This is a genomic window from Burkholderia sp. PAMC 28687 (assembly GCF_001577465.1).
In the GTDB taxonomy this organism is placed as follows: Bacteria; Pseudomonadota; Gammaproteobacteria; order Burkholderiales; family Burkholderiaceae; genus Caballeronia.
Genome location: NZ_CP014505.1, coordinates 2,557,647 through 2,580,376 on the forward strand (window position 1 = coordinate 2,557,647; position 22,730 = coordinate 2,580,376).

Here is a 22,730-nt window from a genome sequence, read left to right on the forward strand (position 1 = left end):
AAACGTCATGCGGCGCGCGCTTTATACGCGCCGCATGACGTGAAGTCTTGCGACGTCTAACCCTGCACGTCCGCAAAACGCCGCGCTTCGACGGGCGTCACGCGTTCCAGTTGCGCATGATCGAGGTTGGCAGCAGCATCCATTGCGACTTCCGTCGATGCAGCCTGACCCGGATGCGTGACCCGCGTGGATTGTGACGCGATCCATCTGCGCGACCACTCCAGCGCGTACGCCGCCGCTTCGTCCGCATTGCCGTACCGCGGACCAATCAGGCCCGAGCGCTCGACGCGCCGCCCGTCTTTCACGATCTCGGCCCAGCCGCGGAACATGCTGCCCGCGACCGGGCGCGCGATCGCATAGATGGCGTAGCCGTGCGCGTCATGCACCGGCGTGCAGTCGGGTTCGAAGGCCATGGGCACCGGATCGAGCCGACGTCCGGCGATGCGCGATGCATCGTGATACATGGGGCGCGGCACATTCATGAGCATCGCGGCGCGACTCGCGGACAACGCCGTGGACGCATTGGCGCGTGCGACATCATGCGCATCCGGCAAGCGGCGCGGCACGGCAGCGAACAGCGCGTCGACGGCATTTGCACCGCGTCCGTCGCCGGCGCCCCACGATTCCGGGTTCTGCCAGAACACGCCGCGCAAGCGGTCGCATTCATACGCGCTTTGCGTTTGCCGCTGCGGCGCTTCGACCGGCGGCGAGGGAACAATAGCGAATGACCGGCCGCGCGTGGCGAGCTGGGTGACCATTTCTATCAGTGTGCCGTCCATTTGCCAGTCATTGAAACGACGGCGGCATGTCGGCACGGTTGGATAGTGGCTGGGAAGCTTCGACCACGTGTCACCGGTTGTCAGGATCCACAACACCGCGTTCACGATGGTGCGCGGATGTGCGCGCGGCCGGCCCCGACGGTGTTCACGGACTTCGCCTTCGGCCACTAGCGGGGCGATCAGCGCCCACTCTTCATTGCTGAGTTCGTCGAAAAACATTGGGTTGCTCCGTGCAGCCAGACCGCTCTGCGAAAGTTGAACCAGGCGTTGAACCATGCGCGAAGGTGGAATCCACCCGCGCGACGCTGAATCAGGAAATTCGATGTGTTCGCAAACGTTTGCTAAAAACGACAAGTTGGTGCATACGAAATGCATCTAATCTGTGCCGTGGTGCACAACCAGTTCCATCTCGGCGCACAAATCATCCTACGTCATAGGATATGAAGAATACGTGCAGGAAGCATACCATCCTAATGGTTTGCCCGAATATGACAAAAGAGTAGATTTTCAGCGACTCATATCATATTTTATTCTTACAACTTCAGGTAATTTATTCCGACTACATTGCCGACGGTTGAGTGCATTGAATTTAACGACGTTAAGTAGTTTCTGAAAAGAATGACGGTGTGGCTATCCCGCGATACGCACGCTCGATCATTCGTATGTCGCCTGCCTGATTGCTCGCTTGAATGCCCTCCAATTGCGGCAGCGGCAACCTCACCGAATGACAAAACGGGTAATCACGGACCCGCAAGTCAGGGGAAATCGTGGTGAAAAAAGCCGTGGTGGGAATGTCGAAGCCGGCAGCAATATGAAGTGCGGCGGTATCGGGGGTGAAAAGATAACGTGCACCCCGGATCCACGCGATGAAGTCTGCAGTGCCCGGTGAGCGCGACGTGAGATCGATGTAACGCGCATGGTCGATCGCGCCGAAGCCCGCCACAGGCAGCCTGAAGCGCTGCCACAGCGCTTCAGCCAAGCGCGCGTGCTGCGACGCTGGAATACTTCGTACAGGCGTGCTCGCCGTGGGGCACAGCAGGACGTAATCGCCGCTCGTCGCCTGTGGCGCCGGCAAGCACAGATCCTCGAGCCAATGATTGCGCTTGAGTTCGGCGGGAATCGATTCCGGCTTCACGCCCAATGCATCGATGAAAAAATCGATCATCGGCATTCGCGTGAATTTTGGCCAGAACAAATGGTTGCCGATATCAATGCGTAACTCCCCTTCTTCAGGGGGGCGAGCCTGACTGGCAAATCGACAATTTCGCCAAGTTGCGGCGCGGCGATTTCATAAAGCTGCTTGACGTATGCGGGCGTATGTTTCGGTCGATAAATAGTAAAGGAAATCTGCGAAAAATTCGCTTTGATCGCGTGCAACGCCGTTATGCCAATGATGGAATCTCCAAGTGTCACGCCCATGCCGTTAATGACGCTCACCCTTGAGACAGTTGCATAATCAGGATTAAATTCGGCCAATGCAGCGTTGAAGACACCATTAGACAAACCTAGCGCACAATAATCGGCAGCTGCGGTATCAGAGACTTCAAGATCGTACGGCGCTACGATCTCTTTTTTGGCAGAAATCAGTGATCCCATGTTAGTTAAGGCAGAAATTTCATCCAGTAACATTGCACTTTCCAATTAGTATTGTGACATCGCCGACTTGGCCGCCCCGTTTCGAAATACGCGGCAGTGGGTTTGCAAAGCACAACTCAAACTAAAAAAAACAGAAGGCCTTCTAAGTGTGCGGAGTAAACGAATTTCAGAATGGCGAGTCTGACAGGCAATCCCATCCTGATTACCTGCCTGCCGATGAAATGTGCTGTTGAACTGACCGAAGCGGAGACGAAGACCTTGCAACAACTCTCGCGCAAGCATCCTCATCAAGACTTTCGAACCCGAGGGCTGGGTCTGCTGGAGCTTGGCAGCGGCCGACGGGTTCATGAGATCGCCGTCGAGCTCGATGTGAGCGACAAGTCGGTGTACAACTGGGTGCATTCCTGGAACGACAGGGGCCTGTGTGGTTTGCTGACCGGGCATAAAGGCGGGCGGCCTCGCGCGTTGTCTGATGCCTTGATCGCCACTGCCATCGAAGCGGCCCGCACCGAATCGATGACGCTCAAGCAGATCGCGCTGCGCATTGAGGAGGTGCATGGCCAGCCTTTGCCATGCCGCCTGGAAACGCTGTCGGTGGCGCTCAAGCGCGCGGGGTTTTCCTACAAACGTGGCCGCTACTCGCTCAAAAAAAGCGCGACGAACTGGAGTTCGCCGTGAAAGCAGGCACGCTCTCAAAGTTGCAGCAGGCCGCTCGTGATGGGGCGTGCCGCCTGGTCTACTTTGACCAATCAGGGTTCTGCGCTTCACCGCCGGTGCAACGCGGCTGGTCGCCCATCGGCGAGCCACACCGTGTTGTTCCTCGGCCGCATTGCAGACGCTCGGTCCTCGGCGCATTTGATTTCGGCGCCAACCTTCTGAAGCATGAAGTCAGCAAGGCGACCATCAAACGCCCCGCCGTCGTTGAGTTTCTTGACCAGATCGCGAAGGACGGCTCGCCCGGTCTGATGACGGTGGTCGTCCTCGACAACGCCTCGATTCATCACAACATCGAGCAGGAAACGATCGACCGGTGGTTTCTCGAGCATCGCATGGTGCTCTTCCATCTGCCGCCCTACAGTCCCGAGCTGAACCTGATCGAAATCGTTTGGAAGCATGCAAAGTATCACTGGCGACGTTTCGTTACCTGGACCAAGGAAACCATCGATGCTGAGATCGGCAAACTGCTCGCCGCCTACGGCTCAGAATTTGAAATCCGTTTCGCCTGAACACTTAACAACATTATGCCGGACTGCGAGAACCTCAGGCAACGGTCTCAAGACATAAGCCTGAGCATACTGAGTGCTGCTGGACAAGCTCAGTTCGGCCATACTGTCGAGCACCCTCACCTCCGAAATGGTTTTTGGTGGTAACGGCGCAATGAGGACAGCTTTCTAGGTAACGGACGCGGACGAAATTTATTACGATCGATATGTTAGACGTGCGAAGATAAGGTCAGCAATAACCAACGGTAAAAAATCTCCTAAAATAAATAGAAATAGTCCATATTTACGCTAATCCTTTCGTTCAACTTTTGCTCACTCGTTATCAAGCGACAGTTAAATCAAGATTATATCGCGACGTATTTTTAATCTAAAAAGACAATAGCTAACATCTATACAACATCATTCTTCGCTAGGAGGTATTAGTTACCCTTAGTCTAATATAAAGCAATTATTTTTATTTATTACAAAGTCGAAAAATTATTTCAAGGAATTTGTTCGTAAGTCAGCGAGCTGATAATAAAATACGTTTTTTCATACAAACCAATTCTACTAAAGAGTCGCGCATAAAAACCTCTTTTTCCAAACGAAAAAATTTAAGTATTTCTTTGGACAACAATTCACTTTAACTCCCAGATTGCACTGCTTGCAACCAAAACTTGTTTGTTTATTCAAATGAAGAAGTAGAAAGGTTTTTAAGTTGTTTTGGTTAACTAAGGTGGTTCCAGCTATGTCGCGGCAGCTTTGTTGTGCCCTTGATTTTGACACTTACAGTGGCCGGAATGTTCAAGCGAATGCAGAGAAGAACATCTCATGTGGAGGTCAGGTGCGATTGTTCCTCTCTCACCCTAGAAGGTCTTGAAGATTAATCGATGGCGAAAACCGGCCGCGACTTCACGGCGGAATGCCCCACCGAGGTAATTGAAAAAGTGATCCGGCATAGCGCCAATGTTGTTCTGTGCGATGAAGGCTATCACCAGATACGACTGCGGCGGCTCTGATTCTTTTGGACACAGATTTGGTGTAAAACCTGTGTTCGAAAAAGGATCTGTTGATGCTGAAGCAAATGGATGTGAATGCCGTTGCACCGGAGGCGCTGGAAGGGGCGCGTAGCGCGACTGGAAGCGCCTTCGGTGCAACCGTCGAAGTCAAGCGCTGGTCGTCGGGCCGCAAGCGCAGTGTGGTGCTCAGACTGCTACGCGGTGAGTCCGTGGACGCCGTTTCCCGCGAGGTGTCCGTGACGATCGCCCAGCTTGAAGAATGGCGTGCGCTCGCTCTGGCCGCCATGGAGGCTGGCCTGAAGGCGCGTGAGAGTGATCCTCTGGAGGCGAAGCTCGACGAAGCCGTCCGGCGTGTCGGCGAGTTGTCCATGGAAGTCGAGATCCTGCGCAAGGAACGTGAGAGGCAGGCCCGCCACCCTTTGGGCGTTCGGAGGTCCTCGAAATGAGCAATGGGACCTCCGCCAGTACGGGCAAGAGCTATGGATTGCAACGGGTTTGCCGGGTGCTCGAATTGCCACGCTCGACGATCTATGCCGCGAGAGCCAGAGCGGCGGCCAGCGTAGTGCCGGTCACCGGCCTGAAGCGTGGTCCGAAGCCGAAGGTGCCTGATGCCGACCTTCTGCAGGCCATCAGGGCCGATCTGGCGGCCTCGCCGTTCACCGGTGAAGGATCTCGCAAGGTCTGGGCGCGGCTGCGCATCCTGCGCGATATTCGCGCTTCCCGGACCCGCGTGCTGCGATTGATGCGAGAGCATGGCTTGCTCTCGCCGCATCGGCGGCCTCAGGGCAATCCGCAGCTGCACGACGGCAGAATTACGACGGACCATCCCAACGAGATGTGGGGCACCGACGGGACCCGCATCGAAACCGTTGATGACGGCATGGTCTGGATTTTTGCGGCCGTCGATCATTGCGATGCCCTGTGCACCGGCATCCATGTGGTCAAGATCGGCGACCGCTTCGCTGCGCTGGAGCCGATTAGCCAGGGGCTGCGCAGCGAATTCGGCGCAATCGGTGCCGAGGCTGGCCGGGGCCTGATGTTGCGCATGGATCATGGCTCGCAATACACGTCGGACGATTTCCGCAACCAACTGAAATTCTGGGGCGTCACGGCGAGCTTCGCTTTCGTTGCCGAACCGCAGACCAACGGGGTTGCCGAGCGCTTCAACCGCACGCTGAAGGAACAGGCCATTCATGGTCACATATTCAAAAATGTGGAGGAGGTCCGGGCTGCCGCCATCGCGTTCAAGGACCGATACAATCGCCATTGGCGTCTCGAAAAACTGGGCTTCATGTCGCCCCTCGAAGCCCGTCAGGCGCGCCTGTTGAAGCAGGCCGCCTGAGCTGCAACGCTGTGTCTAAACAACCGGAGCCGATACATCACCAGATACGACCGACTCGACCCGGCTATGATACGGAGTTCTATTCCTCCAGATCCCTCGGATAGAATCGTTTGCAGATCAGGTGCGCCTTTCTTAATGCTCTTGAAGCGAGTGCGTATGTCGTGGCTCGGGTCGTTCGGCCAATCTTCTCTATGATTTCTCAGGGGATTTGCCCGCGTCCACCGTTTGTCATGATGCTCGACTGACTGGCGATCCAATAGCGGGGTCTGCGCAGCCTTTCGCGAGATGCATCTCCTGATACCCGTCCCACCTGTGTGCGAGACCAATTCGCTCTGGCAGCTTAAGCGCCATCGACTTCGCCTCCGGTTTCGTCATGCGCCCGAGCTTAACCGGCGCGAAGGTAATGTTACGCAGATTGGACATATGCGGAAACAGCGTCTATTCCTGAGACATCATGCCAACATCCTCACGCAGTTTTGTCATTTCGCGACGATCATGGGCGTTGGTCTTGACGTCACTAAGCGTAACGGTGCCTTCAGTCGGTATTTCCAGATCGTTCACGCAGCGAATAAAAGTGGATTTGCCAAAACCACTCGGCCCGTTAATCGTCACTATTTCGCCGCGGTGAACATCACGCCCCACGCCCCGTACGACTTCAAGAGGGCCAAAGTGCTTGCGCAGTCCTTGGATCGAAAGAAGAGGTTCATCTCGATGCCACCATCCGAGTTACGGCCTAGAGATCTGCGTGCGCCTGATCGATACGATCGCGCCATCCGTTGATCGCCACTTTTGCTTCGCTCAGACGTTCGAACGCGGTGCTCGCATGCGCGCGTAACATCAACGGGCTCGGGTCGCCGGTCGAGATGCGTGCATTGACGTTTTTGATTGGGTCGAGACACGCGCGCACGGCCTCAGCGTCGATGCCAAGCGGCTTGCCGAGCTGCTCAATCGCGGCGGACTCAACCATATCGGCATCGATCAGATCAGCGGGCACCCGATTGTCCATGGCGCGGCGCACGACTGCGCCCTCGACATGATGTGCCGCGCGAAATGACAGATCGTGATCCTGGACCATCAGGTCGACCAGCGCCTTTATGGTGGAAAGGTCGCGTGCCGCTTGACGCTGCGCGTTCTCGCGCATCGGTCGTGCGGTGCGCAGAACTAGGTCAAAAAGCTCGAGACAGCGCACGACTTCGCGCGCCGTATCTTAAAAGCCGCTAATCGCCTCACGGCTTGACTCACCAGAGTAGCTGAAGTGGGTACCTAATACCCATGGTGGCGGTCACCAGCGCGGCCACGATATGACCGCAGCATCCCTTTAGGTATTCGAGCACTACGGATTATTCTTTTGCGGCATGTTGTTTGACGTCGTTGCGACGCTGTCTGGCAACTCGATTAGTCCGAATTCGTGCGTGGTCCAGACGTAATAATCCTGTGCGCCGCGGCTCCGGAGAATTGCGAGGAGACTCATGCCCGAGATGCTCTCCAGCAGGAAATTACGCGATGCGACCGCGTCAAGCGCGTTGTCCACGTAATCGTCAAAGCCAAGCAAGTCCGCGGTGCGCTTGCGGTCGATCCCGAATGGCGTGCCCGCGAAAGCTGCCGCGCCGAGCGGACACACGTTCATGCTCTTGAGCGTACCGATGAGTCGCTGGCTATCTTGCTCAAGCGCCTGTGCGACGCCCGCGAGACAGAAGCCGTAGGTCATCGGCTGGGCAGGTTGGAGATGTATGTACTCGGGCATAACCGCGTCCGCATATTTCTCGGCTTGTTCGAGCGCCGTGGTACGCACCTTCGACAGCGCATCGATCACGTTGACCAGCACCTTGCGTCCACGCAAGCGGTGGAGCGTCGCCATAATATAGTTGTGGCTGCGGCCCGTGTGCATGCGTGCGCCGACGTCCGCGCCGACTTCATTCATCAGATGCGCCTCGTAATTGAAATAGGCTTCATCGCGGCCCGGATCCCGTGCGACAACACCCGCGCCAGTCGCTTTCATCTTCTGAATGCCGCGTACCAAGCAGGCAGCGTGCGCCTCGCTCAAGAGAGCCTGCTCCATAAGCATGATCACGTGTGCCTTGTTGATGTCGTATAGCCGGCCGAAGATGTCCTCAAAGCTCTGCAGACGCGGCGCAAAGATACCGCTCTAAATTTCAGGCCAGCCCGCTTCGGTCAAACGCGCATGCGACGTTAAAAGTAGCGTGAAAGAGCGCTCAGCGACGAGCAGATGACAAAGTAGACGAGCAGCATCAGCGCATACACCTGAAAGGTCGGGCTTTGCCCTCGCATGATGGTCGCCCGCTCGATCACGTTCTGGCCGACCTTAGAAACTCGCCGACCCCGACAAGCGCACCGATCGCAGTGGACTGCACAAGCAAAGTCAGCAAGCCTGTGAAGGCCGGTGGAGGATCGACTTGAGTGATTGCGGGCCGGCGATGAACGCCTAAATCTGCTAGCGGCGCAGGCCGAGCGCCGTTGCGCTCTTCCACTGACGCGGCGGCACCGAGTTCAGGCCGCCCGATACGTTCACCGTGTCGTCTGCGCCGCCCCCAGCGACAGTCCTACCGTCGCGGCAACGAACGGCGGCAGGTCGAGCCCGAGCAAAGGCACGCCGAAAAACGCGAAGAAGACGTTGACCACCAGCGGAATCCAGCGGAAAAGCTCGAAAAAGCCATGAATCGCCCATTTGATCGTGCGGTTTGGCAGCGCCGCAAGCACACCGAGAAGCGACGAGATCACCGTCGTGCAGCGTGGTTAGAAAGCAGATCGTTTAAACCATGCACGGCGACTTTGGTCAACATCCTGTGAACACTCTCCCGCCCAATTCGGGCCCGTTATTGGACAGTGACGGTGATCCGATGCCACGCTGTGCTCAGATAGCCTTTGAAATTCCATACATCGGCTGCTTGCGATACCTGAGTCTGTCCCGCCGCGTCCCATGCTCGTACTGACAGTTCATGAGTGCCCCTCGTCAGCGTCAATTCAACGTTCCAGAGCGTCCAACTCCACGGGGTGCGAGGCTCGACGTTGAGTGCGGCTTGTGTCCACGTCACCCCGTCATCTGACGACACTTCTACGCGCGCTACCGATGTTCCCGTCGCCACGGCGTATCCGGAGACCCGGACAGGACCTGTGCACAATGTCGCTCCTTCGTTCGGTTCGCAAATGGCCGAGTTCAGCGGCATATCGTTGATCGTCGTCCCGTTCTTCCAGTCCGCGCTGGCTTCATCGACGGAAGCGGGGAACAATTTGTATTCGCGTTGCTGCATGTGATTGTCCGATGGTTTGTCGCGCACCTCGATCGATGCCAGCCACTTCGGACTGCGCACGCCCGCGTATCCTGGAACCACTACGCGCAATGGATACCCATGCTCCGGGCTCAACACTTCGCCGTTCATTTCGTAGGCGAGCAGCACATCGCCCGATAGCGCTTTGCTCGCCGGAATTGACACGCCATAGCGGAAGCGTTTGCCCTCTGCTTCGCAGTCGTCGCACGCTGCAAATACCACGTGCATTTCTCCACCGCACATGATGCCGGCCGATTCGAGCACGTCCTTGAGCCTCACGCCGGTCCAAACCGCATTGCCAATCGCCCCCGGCGCCCATGGGTCACCCGAGACGGGTTTCACCGACAGCAGGTCAGCACGCCGGTTTCCAGCGCATTGCATTACGGCACTGACGGACACGCGCTCAAAGCGGCTTCTAAGATCGTTCAGTGAAAGACTAATCGGACGGCTTATTCGGCCGGAGACCGAAATCCGGTGGAGCGCCTCGTCAATCACCGGCACATTGCCGTGATTGCGCACGTAAAAATCGTCTTGAGTCGTGTGCATGCCGGCGATAAGGCGCTTGAGTTCCGGCTCTGCGTTAAGCGGCGATGTGGAATGGATCCGCTTGTCGAGCCCTTTTGGTGTCATTCGCATCTCCGGCGCTGAATCGGCGTTTGGGAAGAGGTGTTACGGCCCTCTACACGATGCACGAAGCGCGCCCGGTGCCGAATTCGCGTTCGACAGCCGACGTCAAATACTTCGGCAATCGCGCTCACGGACGGCATTGCTGCCGCAGATCATCGCAAACCGGTGTCTTGAGTGACTTAACTGAGTCACCTTGTCGAACCAGCTAACGATGTCTACGCGTTCCTGGGTCCAGGAATCGGTAAGCTCGTGCGCTTGGCGCGCTTTCCTCGCGGCTTGCGCTGCCGAGGTTTGAGGTCTTTAGACTTGGCAATTCATCAAACGTTTAGTCTTCCCCGAGCAGTTCGCCATGCTGCCGCATGTGGCGCGCTGGCTTTTGCTGTCGGGTCTTGTCAGTGCCTTGGCGGGAAGCGCCTTGGCCTATTCTCCGGGCGCTCACTATCGCGACGAATACCCGCGGGGCGAACCCCTGGCTCATCTGGCTGCTGCGGTCGCCGGCTTTTGCGTTGGCTGGGTTTATCTGCGGATCGGGACCAGTGTCGAAGGCGGAGTGCGGGCGGGGGGTATGCTGTGGGTGTAAAAAGCCTATTTTGGTGCCCAGAAAACGCCTAAAAATTGAACGGACGAAATGGAAAGCGCGTCATGGTTAGTCGAAAGGAGGAAAGCGAATTGACTGAGAAAACCGAAATAGTCAGCGGGGACCTGGGGCGATCTCCAGAATCGTTAGAGATACTTGCGAAATATCTCGAGCAATCGCTGGACAACGCTGAGACCATTTTGATGGTGCGCTACGAGGACAGTGTATGCACCGTCTACCTTGGCGACCCGTCGGGTCCGCGCGACGAACTGCGCAAAATCGCCACCATAGCGGTGTCTCTGGCCAACGAGATGCTTGAGCTAACGCGGTCTGGAGAAAACAAGTTATCGATTGGCGGGCAGAATTATCGTTTTGTCCGCAGTTTCGCAACAGTCGGTGTTTCAGCAGCCATTGTGTTCTTTGCAAGCTAAGCCACGCTCTTTTCATGCCGAAGTGGCGCTCAGCCGACGGGATCGTGGAACCCGAATAGCGGTCGCTCGAGGCAAAATTGCCGCAGCTAACTCAAGCATATCGCCTTCGTCGCTTAAGCCAAACGCGGCGGAACTCTGCGACGCGCCGTGCGGCTGCACCGATGCTGCTAGGCACGACATTGAGGAATACCTGCTGGCCTCATTAACTTTTTGAATGCTCAGTCTTGATGTGCTACCCGCTGACATCTCAATGACTAATAGGAAGGTTTCCAGTCAAACGAGTCCTTGGGTCCGTGCACTGCATTGCACAGGCGCGAAATCAATTTCACTTGTGTCATGTCCTCGGCCATGGGTACGGCCGGAATTGCATATCCTTAAATTTCAACACGACGCGGCGCACTTATCGTGAGCCGTGCAGGACGGTTTAACCACATTTGCGGGATTTGGGGCGTGCCTCCTGGTTCCATGAAATGAGGTTGGGGACACTTCAGCGTGGACCCGGCCGCCTGCCCCAGTCATCCATTGAATGCCACCCGCATCGGTGACGCTTTAGTTGGCCACCGGTATCTGAATGAGCAGGGCCGCCGCCGAGCAGTGGTAAGAGAAAGAGGAAAAGAGGAACGGGTTTAGATGCAGGTGTGCCGTTCTGGCAACTGGCGGCAAGTCGTGAGATCGGGGAATGACCCACGCGACCCAAGAGCGATAACTGGCTGCCGATACACCGCTAGTCCGACGATGCTTCGGTGCGCGGCGCACGTACAGGTAGGCGAATCAACACTGTTGTTCCACATCCCTCGCCATCGCTCTTGATTTCGACCGTCCCGTCATGCAGAGAGACCAAATGCTTTACGACAGCAAGACCGATCCCGAGTCCACCCTCTCGACTCGCGTCACAGGTTCTTGACTGTACGAACATGTCGAAGACGCGAGGCAATGCGTTCTTCGAAATCCCCATTCCATTATCTGTAATCTCAATTGACGCCTCTGTGCGCCCAGCGCTTTCGAGTGGGGACGGTTCATGTGTCGTCACGCTCACGTGGATGAGTCCACCATCGGGTGTGTACTTCGCCGCGTTGCTTATGACGTTTGTGAGAATCTGGATGAGCCGTCCTGAATCCGCCACGACCACGACCGGAGCCTCTGGCAAATTCAGTTCAAGCGAATGCTTCCGTTGGTTTATGTCTGGCAACAATAAGGCGGTTGCATCTCTGACAATTTCTTGGAGCACCATCTCGTTTCGCTCTAATGCGACTTTGTCGTAACGAATGCGTGAGGCGTCAAGCAGGTCGTCAACGAGCCGTCCCAAATGCCGCGTTTGTCGCTGCGCTATATCGAGCGCCGACAAAAAAGGCTGGTTCGAATCAGATAGCCGGTAGATTGCCTCCAAGGCATTGGTCATAGGCGCCAATGGCCCTCTCAACTCATGAGCAATCATAGCAATGGCATTGCTCATGGCCTTTTCCGACGCCTGTAAAGCGACTCGGGCCGCTTCTGCCTCTTCCGCTCGTGTTTCGGCAGCCGTCTTCGCCCGCTCGACCACCAACGCAGCGCCGACGAAACTCGCAAGGCTCATCAATACTCGGGCGTCCTCCGCGTCAAACCGAGCATTCTCATCGTGTGACATCACCCAGATTGTTCCCCATGGCTCGCATTGGCCAAGGATCGGAACGACCAAACCCTCGACTACTTCGGGCATGGGCCCTTTTAAGCAATCAAAGTGGCGTTGCGGATACGCAAAGAGCTGAACGCCGCCAAGCGCCAGCGTCACTCCGCAAGGGCTTTCATCGATTGGCGTCGTATTGCCGGTGTAAGTTGAGATGAGGCCCGCGGTCGCGACCCAACGGAAATAACTTAAGCCCGTGTCATCGCGCTCAATAAGGCTGATCCCGGCGCTTGCCGCATCGCATAGCAGCAGCGCGGTGTCGGCAAGCGTTTGCAGCATCTTTTCGCTTGAAGTCGCGAGCGAATCCGCAAGCGCATAAACGCACTGAAGCTCGGCTTCATGGTTGGGACCGCGCCGCGCGCGCTCGTCCAATAGACCGGTAGTCAGGAACCGCTCGCGTTGTGCGCGCGCAACCTCTCGTAGCAAGTTTTCAGACACGATGTCCCTCAACTGCGATGGTCTGTCGTAATTATATTCGTATCAGGTAGAAAGTTCGAATGTGCGCTTTTCGACGGCAATTGTTACCCATTGCAGTTTCTTGCATTGAAGATACAGAATGTCGGGAAAGCGCTCTCGGGATTACTTGTTACCTAATCCAGGCACCCAGCGCGAAACTTTGGTGCAAACTCGGCCTCCAGAACTGGATCTCCTCTTTTTGATTGTCCAAAAGCCTTACCTTTCGTACGTTGGAGGAGGTTGAGTGCGCGACTTCGCTTTTCAAGCAGACCCTGCCGCTGCGCCGAGGAGTTTTTCGTCAACGAGATACATCCTGCTGTTCGTGCTGGCGATATCGTTCCTGGTTCCGTCTGCCTTTCTTTTCGCTTACGGGTTTTATGATTATCAGCGCAGAATCAGTGAGGCTAACGACATCGTCGACCGTATCGCGCAAGTCGCTGAAGAGCAGGCTCTGAAAGTGCTTGATTTGAATGGCGAGATTAGCGGGCGCATTGTCGACATGCTTGGGGACGGCGACGACCTCACGATACGCGACAGTGAAGACACGATTCATAAGAGCCTGATCGTGATTGGCGGCGCGTTTCCGCAGGTGGCCGGGATATCGGTGTTTGGAGTGAAGGGGGACCTGCTCGCAACCAGTCGTTATTTCCCAGCCCCGCCGGTGTCGATACGTGACAGGGACGATTTCAAGCAGGCGGAGGCCATTCGTCCCGAGGTCTACTTCTCGCTCCCACTGCGCGGCAAGGTGGCGCAAACCGACGTATTCACCACGAGCATCGGTCGCTCAGGCTACGACGGCAAATTTCTGGGTGTTGTTTCCATTGCTTTGCGACGAGAATATTTCAATAGCTTTTATCGTGCCCTGACCAATGACGCAGCCGCCGTGAACGTGGCGCTCTATCGCAAGGACGGCGGCATCCTAGTTCGGTACCCCGACACTCAACCCGCTGCGGCGGCAGCAGCCTCCAACACAGCCTTTACCCAAGCACTGAAGAACAATGAGCTTTACGGCCACTTACAGATGACGTCGTCGGTCGATAAGCTTGAGCGAATTGTGGCTTTTCGCCGCGTTGGCGACTATCCCATCTATGTTGTTAGCGGGATTTCTTCGGCGGCGATCGCAAGCCAATGGCGCGATCATCTCGTCTTCATCACGCTCATCACCGCGCTTCCTTCTGCCGGAATATGGCTATTGGTTATGTTCTCACTCAGGCAGTTAAAGGCGGAACAAACCGCTTGGGACAAATGGCAAATGGAAACTTCCAGGCGTGAGTCAGCAGAGGCTTCAACGAGGCAACTTCAGCGCGTAAGCGCATTGAGTAACCTCGTGGCGAGCATTGCCCACGAATTCAATAATCTTCTGATGGTGGTCTCAACGAATTCCGCTTTGGCGCGAAAGAAGGAATTCATGAATGTTGAGAAAGAAGTTGTCGCAGTGGAGCGCGCCGGCGTTGGTGCAGAATCGCTCGCAAGGCGGCTCATGAGCGTTGCGCGAAAGCAGCCGCTCAAGCTTGAAAGCGTCGACCTTTTTTCATGGCTGTCATCCGCCAAATCGCTTGTTGCTACTGCACTCGGTGAACGGGTTCGTGTGAGCATTGAGGTCTCGCCCAACGTCTGGCCCATCTTCGTCGACAAAACCGAACTCGAATCAGCCGTCATCAACATCGCAATGAACGCAAAGGACGCGTTACCCGATGGCGGGCGATTTGTGATTCGGTGCCAGAATTCGCAACTCCCGGCAAGGAACGACCTTTTGCCTGCGGGCGACTACATTTCCATTGCTTGCACCGACAACGGTTCTGGCATGAGCGACGACGTACTGAGCCGTGCATTCGAGCCTCTTTTCACGACCAAAGCGCAAGGCGCACGCCTCGGGCTGGGGCTCGCCCAAGTGCTGTCCGCAACAGAGCAAGCGGGCGGTACGGCTCGCGTCGATAGCATCCGTGGAAAAGGAACCACCGTCAGGCTTTATTTCCCCCGCCACTTGGTGCAACCCGTAGCGGTTAAAGAAACTGCGGCGGTCGTGCCGCTGCCGACCTTACGCATGAGCACGTCCGTATTGCTGGTTGAGGATAACGAAGAAGTTGCAGCCGGGGTGTCGGCGGTCCTCGAAATGATGGGGTGCAAGGTCCGGCATGAAGTTACCGCGGACCGCGCGATGGATCTTCTGAATACAGGAGCGACCTTCGACCTGATTCTTTCCGACATTCAAATGCCTGGCGCGATGAACGGCATTGACCTCGCCGAGCATGTTCTCAAAACGTGGCCCAGTGAAAACGTAACGCTGATGACAGGTTACGCAGACGAGATTGAACGGGCCACCCACGCCGGTGTGAAGATCTTAGCGAAGCCGTTCGACTTGGCCGAACTTGAAAAATTGGTCGCCGAGAGCCGGTCCGATCAGGTTACTTGACTGCATCGTTGAGTGAGTTCAGACGGCCAACCCCGAGCGTGTCCATCAAGACCGGATGTCTTGCTGCGAGAGAATGTCCTCCTCTGGCTCGACAGTGAATAACGCGAAGATCTCAAAGCGCACTTCGATAGGGTGTACGCGTTTTATTCCGATGGTACGTGCCATGGCTACACGCTAAAACAAACCCCGGACGGTCAGTTGAAACTCCCCCACTTATGGCCGCGCAAATTCCCCCACCCTGTGCAGCAGGACTAATCGTTTTATTTAGCTGGTTTTCGATTTCCGCGCAAGCGTTTCAGCGGCTTCCTTGAGACGGTAACTGCGGCCGTCGAATTCAAGCAGATGGCAGTGATGCATGAGCCGGTCGAGGATCGTGGTGCTCATCGTGTTGTCGCCTAGATATGCACCCCAGTCTTGTACAACGCGATTGGATGTCACGACAACGCTGCGATGTAGTTTGTAGCGTTGATGGATTAGCGTTTGCAGCAGCGCGCCGGCGGCATCTGGGATCGTACGCGAGAGGAACAGGTCATCCAGCACGAGCAGATCGCTCTCGAGGATGGCTCGCAGGCGGGCTTCGCGCTGAGGCGTCGGGCTCAGCGCGTAACGGTTAAAGAAGTCGTCGGTCTCAAGATACTGCACCTTGTGGCCCTGCAGGACGGCCTGGTAGGCGACGGCCTTCGCAACGTGCGATTTCCCGGTGCCTGGTTTACCGATGATCAGCGCGTTGTCGCCGGCGGCGATAAACTTCAGCGCGTGCAGCTGGAAGCAGGCCTGGCGAGGCACTTTGGGATTGAAGGCCCAGTCGAATTCGGCGAGCGTGAGTTTCTCTTCGAGGCCGGAGAGCTTGTAGCGGCGTTCGATGAGCCGGGACTGGCGGCGATCCAGTTCGTCCTGCAGGATCAGCGCGAAGGTTTCGAGGAATGGCTGCTGGGAGCCCTGGGCCTGCAACACGCGCGTTTCAAGTGTGTCGCGCACGCCAGACAGGCGCAGCAGTCCGAGAGCCCGTTCGATTTCCGGCATTGTCATGGTCATGCTTGTGTCTCTCCAGTTGGTGGTTGAGGTTCGGCGCCGTGCTGCGCACCGAGGGCAAAGAGTTCGCCGTATTCGGCGGTGGAACGGATCAGCGGGTGATCCTGTGTGAGAGGCAATTCGAGTTGCGGTGCCTGATCTAGACGCTCGAGTGCCTGTTCGAACAGCCGCTCGACGATCGCGCGCACCTGTTTGTAGCGATAGACGTGATGGTGTAAGGCGTGATCGCAGGCCTGTTCAACGAGCCGGGTGGGATACTTCTTCGCTAGACCGACGATGCCCCACATGGCGCGATGGCCGACGCGACCTTCGCTGTCGAACATGTGCTGGCAAAGCGCCTTCGTTTGCGGCCCAATGTCCGCCGCGCTCGCGAGCAGGAAGGCGCTCTGACGGGACGGATTGAACGGGCGTTCGTCTTCTGGCAGTTCAAGCGAACCGGCCTGCTGGGCGCGAGGATGGGTGCGCAGCAACGCCTGCGTACGGCGATCCCGAATCTCGATGATGGAATCGTAGATCCGCACTGAAACGAGACTGCCAATCGGTGCAGGTCGTGCCGCATAGTTGCTGCGATCGATGTTGACAGTGGTGTCGTCCCAGACGGTACGCACGACCTCTGTGAAGTAGCGAAAGCCGGTGGTCGGCAACACCCGCAGATGCGGCCTCTCCTCCTGGAACATGGCCTCGACCTGTCGCCGGGTGCTGCCATGGATGCGTTTGGCCGCCCAGTTTGCCTCCCAGTGCGTCAGGAATTCGTTCTGGGCTTCGAGCGACTCGAAACGGCGGCCGGCAAGCGCGGTACTTTGAGTATGTTGAATCGCGTTCTCCACGGTCCCCTTTCGATTTGGGTCCCGCACACGTGCCGGATCGGCGACGACACCGTAATGCTCGAGCATCGCCTCGTAGAGCCGGTTGATCTCGGGTTCATACAGGTCAGGCGTGATGACACCTTCCCGGAGGTTGTCCAGAACGACGTAGCTGACCGCACCCCCGAAGTAGCGGAAGGCTTCTTCGTGAAGCTGGGCCCAGACCTGCTTGCTGGACTTCCAGACCACGCGCCGGAAACTGCGTCGCGAGTACCGCAGGGTCATTACGAACAACCGCGGGCGTCGGTAGCGGCCGCTCTTCGGATCGCGGGTCAGTGCGCCTTCGCCATAATCGACTTGAGCTTCTTCGCCGGGGGCGAACGCAAGACGGTCGAATTGCTCGGGATCAATGTGGCGCAAAGCGCGCACGAAACGCTTGACGCTCTCGTAGCTCGCGGTGAATGCGAACTGATCGACCAGATCCTGATAGATCGCCTGCGCGTTGCGCCTCAGCCGGACCTGCTGTTCGATCCATTCGCGATGCGGTTCGCTTGCCGAGCGGGCGAAATTGAGCGTTGTGGCCTTGCGGGAAGCGTCGGTAGCCGGTGGTCGCGGCGGTGGGGGAGTTTGCGTGACGGTCGATTCAGAGCCGGTGGTCACTATGGAGGAGTTTGCCGATCCAGACTTCTCTGACTCGAAGATCGCCTGATAGCGGCGGATCGTTTTACGGTCGATGCCCGTAAGCCGCTGGATCTGGCGCTGGCTCTTGTTACGCTCGAGTAGCGTGAATACGGTGCTTTGCAGGTGCGGCTTCAAGACGTTCACTCCCTGAACTCCTTCTTGTTCGAAGGAGACGAAGATAGACGTCCTGGAACACTTCTCCCGTCAACTCAGTCGACGGTCGTCAGATGGGGGAGTTTGAAGTGACCATACCCGGGGGAATTTGACCGACCGCCCGGGAACAAACGGACTCGGTGTTCTCGTCGCGCGAACCGAAGCGGTCGTTGCGCGATGAACCTGGCGGCCTCACCATCCCGAATTCAAAAGCTCTGGTACTAGGTTTTGATTGTAAGCATCCGGCGATCTCATCTCGTTTTGCATTCTTTGGCGTAAGAGCATACGTCTCCACGATCAGGAAGCGGACACGTGCACACTATTTCGCAAGACATTTCGGCGGGCCGCACACGGCGGACTGATAGCGCCTCGTTTAAATATGAACTTATCAAACAATGTCGGCAGGTCGACGTCTCATGCTCAGCCGTGGCGATCTCGGATGGCATGAATCGCAATGTGCTGCGACGCTGGATTAATGCGGCCGCCGATCCGAGCGACGCTGCGCCAGCTACGCCCAAACCGGTTGATATCGACGTCAAGCCTGCCTTTGTCGCAGTGCCAATGACCGTGCCGATACCTCAAGCGCGCGACGCAGAGCAAGTGAACGTGCGCGTTGACATCCAGCGCGATGGCACAACCATGTCAGTGCTGTGGCCGCAGCTTTGCTTGAGTGACGGCGCAGCCTGGGTGCGGGAGGTGCTGCGATGACCCGCATTGACGCCATTTGGCTTGCAACGGAACCTCTCGATATGCGTGGCGGCGCCGATACCATCCTAATGCGCGTGGTGAAGGTATTCGGATGTGCGCGGCCACACCACGCATATCCGTTTGCCGATCAGCGCTCGACGCGCATGAAGGTTTTGGTTGCCGACGGATTTCGCGTCTGGCGCGCTGCACGACATTTGAACAAAAGTCATTTCGTTTGGGCTAATGGCTACGGTGATATAGCTAGGACATTGAATTCCGAGCAATTGCGTGCTCTCGTCATTGGGCTGCCCTGGCTGACGTTGGCTTACGACCTCGTAATCGCGGTGGTATCGCTCATGGCTTAAGCAGCGTCGATTCCCCGAGCCTGCAGGTGCTGGCGCCGTCAAAGAAGCACGCCCCGAAGTCTTTTTATCTTCAGCCAAGATGCCAGTTCGTTCGGCTGCTTTTTGCCGGGGCCGCGTTGTCGCCATTCTGCAACATCTGTAACTAAACGTAATCCTTATGTGGGATAGCTCACACAGTGGAAAGCTGGTTGCCGCTTAACATTGCCCTACTGACCGATAACAAGCGCCCGACGATAAGAACAACACGCAGAGGCAATAGGCTAGTTACGAGAGAAACACCACTAAGGCGGTAACGGGGGTTCCCGATTTGGTTTAAAGCCCGGCATGTCCGGGCTTTTTCCTATGGGCGATCGCTGAGCATGAACATCAGAAGCCCCGAGGGGGACGATAGTCCACAGCTTTCCCAGCGAGATTGGTTAAAAAAAGTGCCCCATACGGGGCCTAAGGTGTCGACTCTGGGTTTAAGCAACCGCGCAGGCGATTTCCAAAAACTTGACCGGCCCAACATAGCCAGATACCTCGGAATCGTCGTCCTACCGGTCCTTCAGGTCGGAACATGTGCGGATCCAGGGCAGGATTTTTTAACCGTTCCGGCAAACAAATTGAGTTTGCAGTAGCTCGCGTCGATCGGCTTACCTAGCCATTTTTTTGTTCGGAGTCTCTGCCCGCACCCATCATTTGCCATCGTGCTCAACTGGCCGCAAAGTCAATCTTGGGCTGTGCTAAGGCCTTTCGCAAGTTCATTGCGCCGAAGATGATGGACTTCGAACTGCGAATTTCGGGCAACAATCGCCCAGGCGATTCGGGCGAACTTGTTTGCGAGGGCGCACGCGACCACGCTCGACGGGCGGCGCGCGCTGAGCGCGCGGACCCATTCAGCGAGTGGCCCCGACTCCTTCGGCAGGCGAAACATATAAAGGCGTGCGCATAGGACGAGCAGCGTGCGAAGGTCTTTGTCACCGCGTTTGCTTATCCCGATAAGCGTCACGACCCCGCCCGTACTACGCTGGCGCGGAGTAAGCCCAAGAGAAGCGGCGAAATCGCGCCCACACGAAAACTGTGATCCATTTCCGAGCTCACCTATCAAAGCGCTTGCAGTGATAGGGCCAATCCCCGGAATCGAAAGGAGTCTCTGCCCAGCAGGGTCACCATTTAGAAGCCGGGTCATGTGCTTTTCCAAGTCTCTAATGGCAGCGCCCGCTTGCGCCGACCGCTGTTCCAGCTGTCTTAGAAGACTCGCCATGCCCATGGGCAATTGTCCTTCTCCCGTCACCAGAGCTAGGCGTTGCGCTGTAAACATCCCCCGCGACGCGGCGATTCCAAATTCGAGCAAAAACGCCTGAATTTGGTTATTCAAGACGACTCGCTCGCGCACAAGCGCTTGCCGGACCCGGTGGAGGGCAGAAATGGTTTGTTGCTCTTCGGTTTTTGGGGACACAAAGCGCATTGTTGGCCTGGATGCCGCCTCGCAGATCGCCTCCGCATCGATGAAGTCGTTCTTATTGTTTTTGACGAACGCTCGTACGAAGCGGGGAGAGATCAGCCGGGGAGCGTGGCCCATCCGAGCGACCTGCCTAGACAGGAAGTGAGAGCCTGGACATGCTTCCATCGCAACCGTACAAGGTGGCAAATTGCCGAAAAATTCGAAAATTTGGGATCGCGCAACTTTCTTTCTCATGACAGCGTGGCCGCTACCGTCTTGACAACAAACATGAAACACATGTTTGCCCAAGTCAACGCCAACTAGTGTGATCTCGTTCACCGCTGCCCCCTCGGTACTTGACCGGCCCCTCACGCTTAAATCTTCCCCATCGAAAAATTGTCGTCCCAGACCCACGACGAATCACCTGACAAATTGCGGTGCCCCCTAAAGTTTCGGACAGAGGGGCCGAAAACCCAAATAAGCGGCCGAAATGACGGGCGCTCGCGATGAAGCAAAAGCGTCACGCACCCATTCCTAACAACGTGCCAAACGAGGAAACATCATGATCGGTATCAATAGCAACATCAACTCGCTGGTCGCCCAGCAGAACCTGAACGGCTCGCAAAGCGCGCTGTCGTCGGCAATCACCCGCCTGTCGTCGGGCAAGCGCATCAACAGCGCTGCAGACGATGCCGCCGGTCAGGCCATCGCTTCGCGCATGACGTCGCAGATCAACGGTTTGAACCAAGGTGTTTCGAACTCGAACGATGGTGTTTCGATGACGCAAACGGCATCGAGCGGTTTGAACCAAATTACGGACAGCCTTCAGCGTATTCGTACCCTCGCAGTACAGGCAGCATCCGGTTCGCTTTCGTCGACCGACCAAGCCGCACTGCAAAAAGAAGTAACGCAGCGTATCGCAGAAGTGAATCGGATTGCATCGCAAACTCAATACAACGGCAAGAACGTACTGGACGGATCGGCGGGGAATGTTTCGTTCCAAGTCGGCGCGAACGTTGGCCAAACCATAAGTGTCGACTTGAGCCAAGGCGTGTCCGCGTCGAAGCTCGGTACGGGACTGCCGGCAGCTAACACTTCGCTTGGCACCATTTCCGGCCTGTCGCTTGACAGCACGGGCGCAGCGACGACCGGCAAGGCCAGCATCACGGCAATCAACGTAGCAGCGGACGGCAAGGGCGGATTCACGTTCACGGACCAGAACAACCAGGCTTTGTCGGGTAGCGTTTCAACGGCCCTGTTCGGCTCGACGGCCAGCACGACCGGCACCGGCACGGCACTGACGCTGGTACCGCAAGGTGCATTGTCCGGCACGACAACGAAGGCCAACGCAGCAGCGGCTGCCCTAACGGCTGTAGGAACGACTACAACCTCCGGCATTAACTTCAACAACGTCAACAACACTACAACCGCTCCGGGCGCAGCTGGCGCCTTGCTTGGCACGATCAGTGGTGTAAGCCTTGATGCGAACGGCGCAGCGGTCACCGGTAGTGCTGCGACCATTACGTCGATTACGGTCAAGACTGACGGCGCTGGTGGTTTCTCCTACACCGACCAGAACGGCGGCGCAATCGGCGCAACGGCAGTCGGCAATCTATTCTCGAGCACCGCTGCGTCGACTACTGCTGGCTCCGTGCTGTCGCTCAAGGCCGGCGGCCCCTTGGCCCTGGCATCGAACGTAGGCTACTCGGGTGGCGCTAATCCGGACGCAGCGACGGCTGGAATCGCACTCGCGAACGTAGCGAACGTTCCGCCGAAAGTATCCGACATCGACATCAGCACGTCGAATGGCGCGAGCGCAGCGATCGAATCGATCGACAACGCACTCAACAGCGTCAACGGGATTCAAGCAGCGCTCGGTGCGGCGCAAAACCGCTTCAGCTCGATTGCTACGACGCAAACGGCGCAGTCCACGAACCTGTCCTCAGCTCAATCGCAGATCACCGACGCGAACTTCGCGCAGGAAACGGCGAACTTGAGCAAGGCGCAAGTGCTGCAGCAAGCAGGTATCTCGGTGCTCGCGCAAGCGAACTCGTTGCCGCAACAGGTCCTGAAGCTCCTTGGTTAATTTAGAAGTGATATGAAGTAACTGGCGCGCATAGATTGCGCGCCAGAAACGCTCCAGCAGGTCTGTACTGGCATTGCGTGGACGTAAGCAATAATTGAAAGGGAGGCT

Annotated in this window: 20 protein-coding genes and 1 pseudogene; 10 read left to right on the forward strand and 11 right to left on the reverse strand. The window is 56.8% G+C overall.

Annotated elements, in window-relative coordinates:
- Positions 1-56 precede the first annotated feature (56 nt).
- From AX768_RS11815 to AX768_RS34440, 3 genes are all read right to left on the reverse strand, one after another.
- Positions 57-998, reverse strand: coding sequence for a transposase (locus tag AX768_RS11815; protein ID WP_062000110.1), 942 nt, complete (start codon positions 996-998; stop codon positions 57-59).
- 379 nt (positions 999-1,377) lie between these two features.
- Positions 1,378-1,944, reverse strand: a complete 567-nt coding sequence (locus AX768_RS34435; RefSeq protein ID WP_442857235.1) for a glycosyltransferase family 9 protein — start codon at positions 1,942-1,944, stop codon at positions 1,378-1,380.
- Entirely contained in the window at positions 1,941-2,408 is a 468-nt protein-coding gene (locus tag AX768_RS34440; protein ID WP_442857236.1) for a hypothetical protein, read from the reverse strand. Before AX768_RS34440 ends, AX768_RS34435 begins: the two co-directional genes overlap by 4 nt.
- A 138-nt stretch (positions 2,409-2,546) precedes the next feature.
- On the opposite strand from AX768_RS34440, the gene AX768_RS11825 reads away from it, so the two are divergent.
- From AX768_RS11825 to AX768_RS11840, 5 genes are all read left to right on the forward strand, one after another.
- Positions 2,547-3,053 (forward strand): helix-turn-helix domain-containing protein, encoded by a 507-nt coding sequence (locus tag AX768_RS11825; RefSeq protein WP_231941265.1) that lies wholly within the window; start codon positions 2,547-2,549, stop codon positions 3,051-3,053.
- Positions 3,050-3,601: an IS630 family transposase gene (locus AX768_RS11830; RefSeq protein ID WP_197672636.1), complete on the forward strand. Its 552-nt coding sequence runs from the start codon at positions 3,050-3,052 to the stop codon at positions 3,599-3,601. The genes AX768_RS11825 and AX768_RS11830 overlap by 4 nt, the downstream gene beginning before the upstream one ends.
- Positions 3,602-4,467: 866 nt before the next feature.
- Positions 4,468-4,596 carry a hypothetical protein gene (locus AX768_RS34100; RefSeq protein WP_257722379.1) on the forward strand — a complete coding sequence of 43 codons (129 nt, stop codon included), beginning with the start codon at positions 4,468-4,470 and terminating at the stop codon, positions 4,594-4,596.
- Between the two features lie 53 nt (positions 4,597-4,649).
- Positions 4,650-5,042: a hypothetical protein gene (locus AX768_RS11835; protein WP_197672637.1), complete on the forward strand. Its 393-nt coding sequence runs from the start codon at positions 4,650-4,652 to the stop codon at positions 5,040-5,042.
- On the forward strand, positions 5,039-5,938 hold the full coding sequence (locus AX768_RS11840; RefSeq protein ID WP_062000111.1) for an integrase core domain-containing protein: 900 nt from the start codon (positions 5,039-5,041) through the stop codon (positions 5,936-5,938). The genes AX768_RS11835 and AX768_RS11840 overlap by 4 nt, the downstream gene beginning before the upstream one ends.
- Before the next feature lie 438 nt (positions 5,939-6,376).
- Here AX768_RS11840 and AX768_RS34445 read toward each other — a convergent pair whose 3' ends face one another.
- From AX768_RS34445 to AX768_RS11855, 4 genes and pseudogenes are all read right to left on the reverse strand, one after another.
- On the reverse strand, positions 6,377-6,580 hold the full coding sequence (locus tag AX768_RS34445) for an ATP-binding cassette domain-containing protein (protein ID WP_218778390.1): 204 nt from the start codon (positions 6,578-6,580) through the stop codon (positions 6,377-6,379).
- A 91-nt stretch (positions 6,581-6,671) separates the two neighbouring features.
- A pseudogene (gene argH, locus AX768_RS34450) lies at positions 6,672-8,165 on the reverse strand (argininosuccinate lyase).
- A gap of 299 nt (positions 8,166-8,464) precedes the next feature.
- Complete coding sequence (locus tag AX768_RS33460; protein ID WP_062000112.1) at positions 8,465-8,677, reverse strand: ABC transporter permease subunit; 213 nt, start codon at positions 8,675-8,677, stop codon at positions 8,465-8,467.
- Between the two features lie 95 nt (positions 8,678-8,772).
- Positions 8,773-9,855, reverse strand: coding sequence for a molybdopterin-dependent oxidoreductase (locus tag AX768_RS11855; RefSeq protein ID WP_062000113.1), 1,083 nt, complete (start codon positions 9,853-9,855; stop codon positions 8,773-8,775).
- 639 nt (positions 9,856-10,494) lie between these two features.
- Here AX768_RS11855 and AX768_RS11865 point away from each other — a divergent pair.
- Positions 10,495-10,860: a hypothetical protein gene (locus AX768_RS11865; RefSeq protein ID WP_062000115.1), complete on the forward strand. Its 366-nt coding sequence runs from the start codon at positions 10,495-10,497 to the stop codon at positions 10,858-10,860.
- 724 nt (positions 10,861-11,584) lie between these two features.
- On the opposite strand, the gene AX768_RS11870 is transcribed toward AX768_RS11865, so the two are convergent.
- Positions 11,585-12,961, reverse strand: a complete 1,377-nt coding sequence (locus AX768_RS11870) for a GAF domain-containing sensor histidine kinase (RefSeq protein ID WP_155524234.1) — start codon at positions 12,959-12,961, stop codon at positions 11,585-11,587.
- 262 nt (positions 12,962-13,223) lie between these two features.
- Between AX768_RS11870 and AX768_RS11875 the strand changes: the two genes are divergently transcribed.
- On the forward strand, positions 13,224-15,392 hold the full coding sequence (locus AX768_RS11875; RefSeq protein WP_062000117.1) for a hybrid sensor histidine kinase/response regulator: 2,169 nt from the start codon (positions 13,224-13,226) through the stop codon (positions 15,390-15,392).
- Between the two features lie 264 nt (positions 15,393-15,656).
- On the opposite strand, the gene istB is transcribed toward AX768_RS11875, so the two are convergent.
- A complete protein-coding gene (gene istB / locus AX768_RS11880; protein WP_062000118.1) occupies positions 15,657-16,427 on the reverse strand; it encodes an IS21-like element helper ATPase IstB in 771 nt (256 codons plus the stop codon).
- A complete protein-coding gene (gene istA / locus AX768_RS11885; RefSeq protein ID WP_062000119.1) occupies positions 16,424-18,052 on the reverse strand; it encodes an IS21 family transposase in 1,629 nt (542 codons plus the stop codon). The genes istB and istA overlap by 4 nt, the downstream gene beginning before the upstream one ends.
- 321 nt (positions 18,053-18,373) lie before the next feature.
- Here istA and AX768_RS11890 point away from each other — a divergent pair, with 321 nt between their 5' ends.
- Both AX768_RS11890 and tnpB read left to right on the forward strand, forming a co-directional pair.
- Positions 18,374-18,769: a transposase gene (locus AX768_RS11890; RefSeq protein WP_144022248.1), complete on the forward strand. Its 396-nt coding sequence runs from the start codon at positions 18,374-18,376 to the stop codon at positions 18,767-18,769.
- Positions 18,766-19,113, forward strand: coding sequence for an IS66 family insertion sequence element accessory protein TnpB (gene tnpB / locus AX768_RS11895; RefSeq protein ID WP_062000121.1), 348 nt, complete (start codon positions 18,766-18,768; stop codon positions 19,111-19,113). The genes AX768_RS11890 and tnpB overlap by 4 nt, the downstream gene beginning before the upstream one ends.
- Before the next feature lie 706 nt (positions 19,114-19,819).
- Here tnpB and AX768_RS11900 read toward each other — a convergent pair.
- Entirely contained in the window at positions 19,820-20,875 is a 1,056-nt protein-coding gene (locus AX768_RS11900) for an IS110 family transposase (protein ID WP_062000961.1), read from the reverse strand.
- 223 nt (positions 20,876-21,098) lie between these two features.
- Between AX768_RS11900 and AX768_RS11905 the strand changes: the two genes are divergently transcribed.
- Complete coding sequence (locus AX768_RS11905) at positions 21,099-22,622, forward strand: flagellin N-terminal helical domain-containing protein (protein WP_062000122.1); 1,524 nt, start codon at positions 21,099-21,101, stop codon at positions 22,620-22,622.
- The last annotated feature ends 108 nt before the right edge of the window (positions 22,623-22,730 follow it).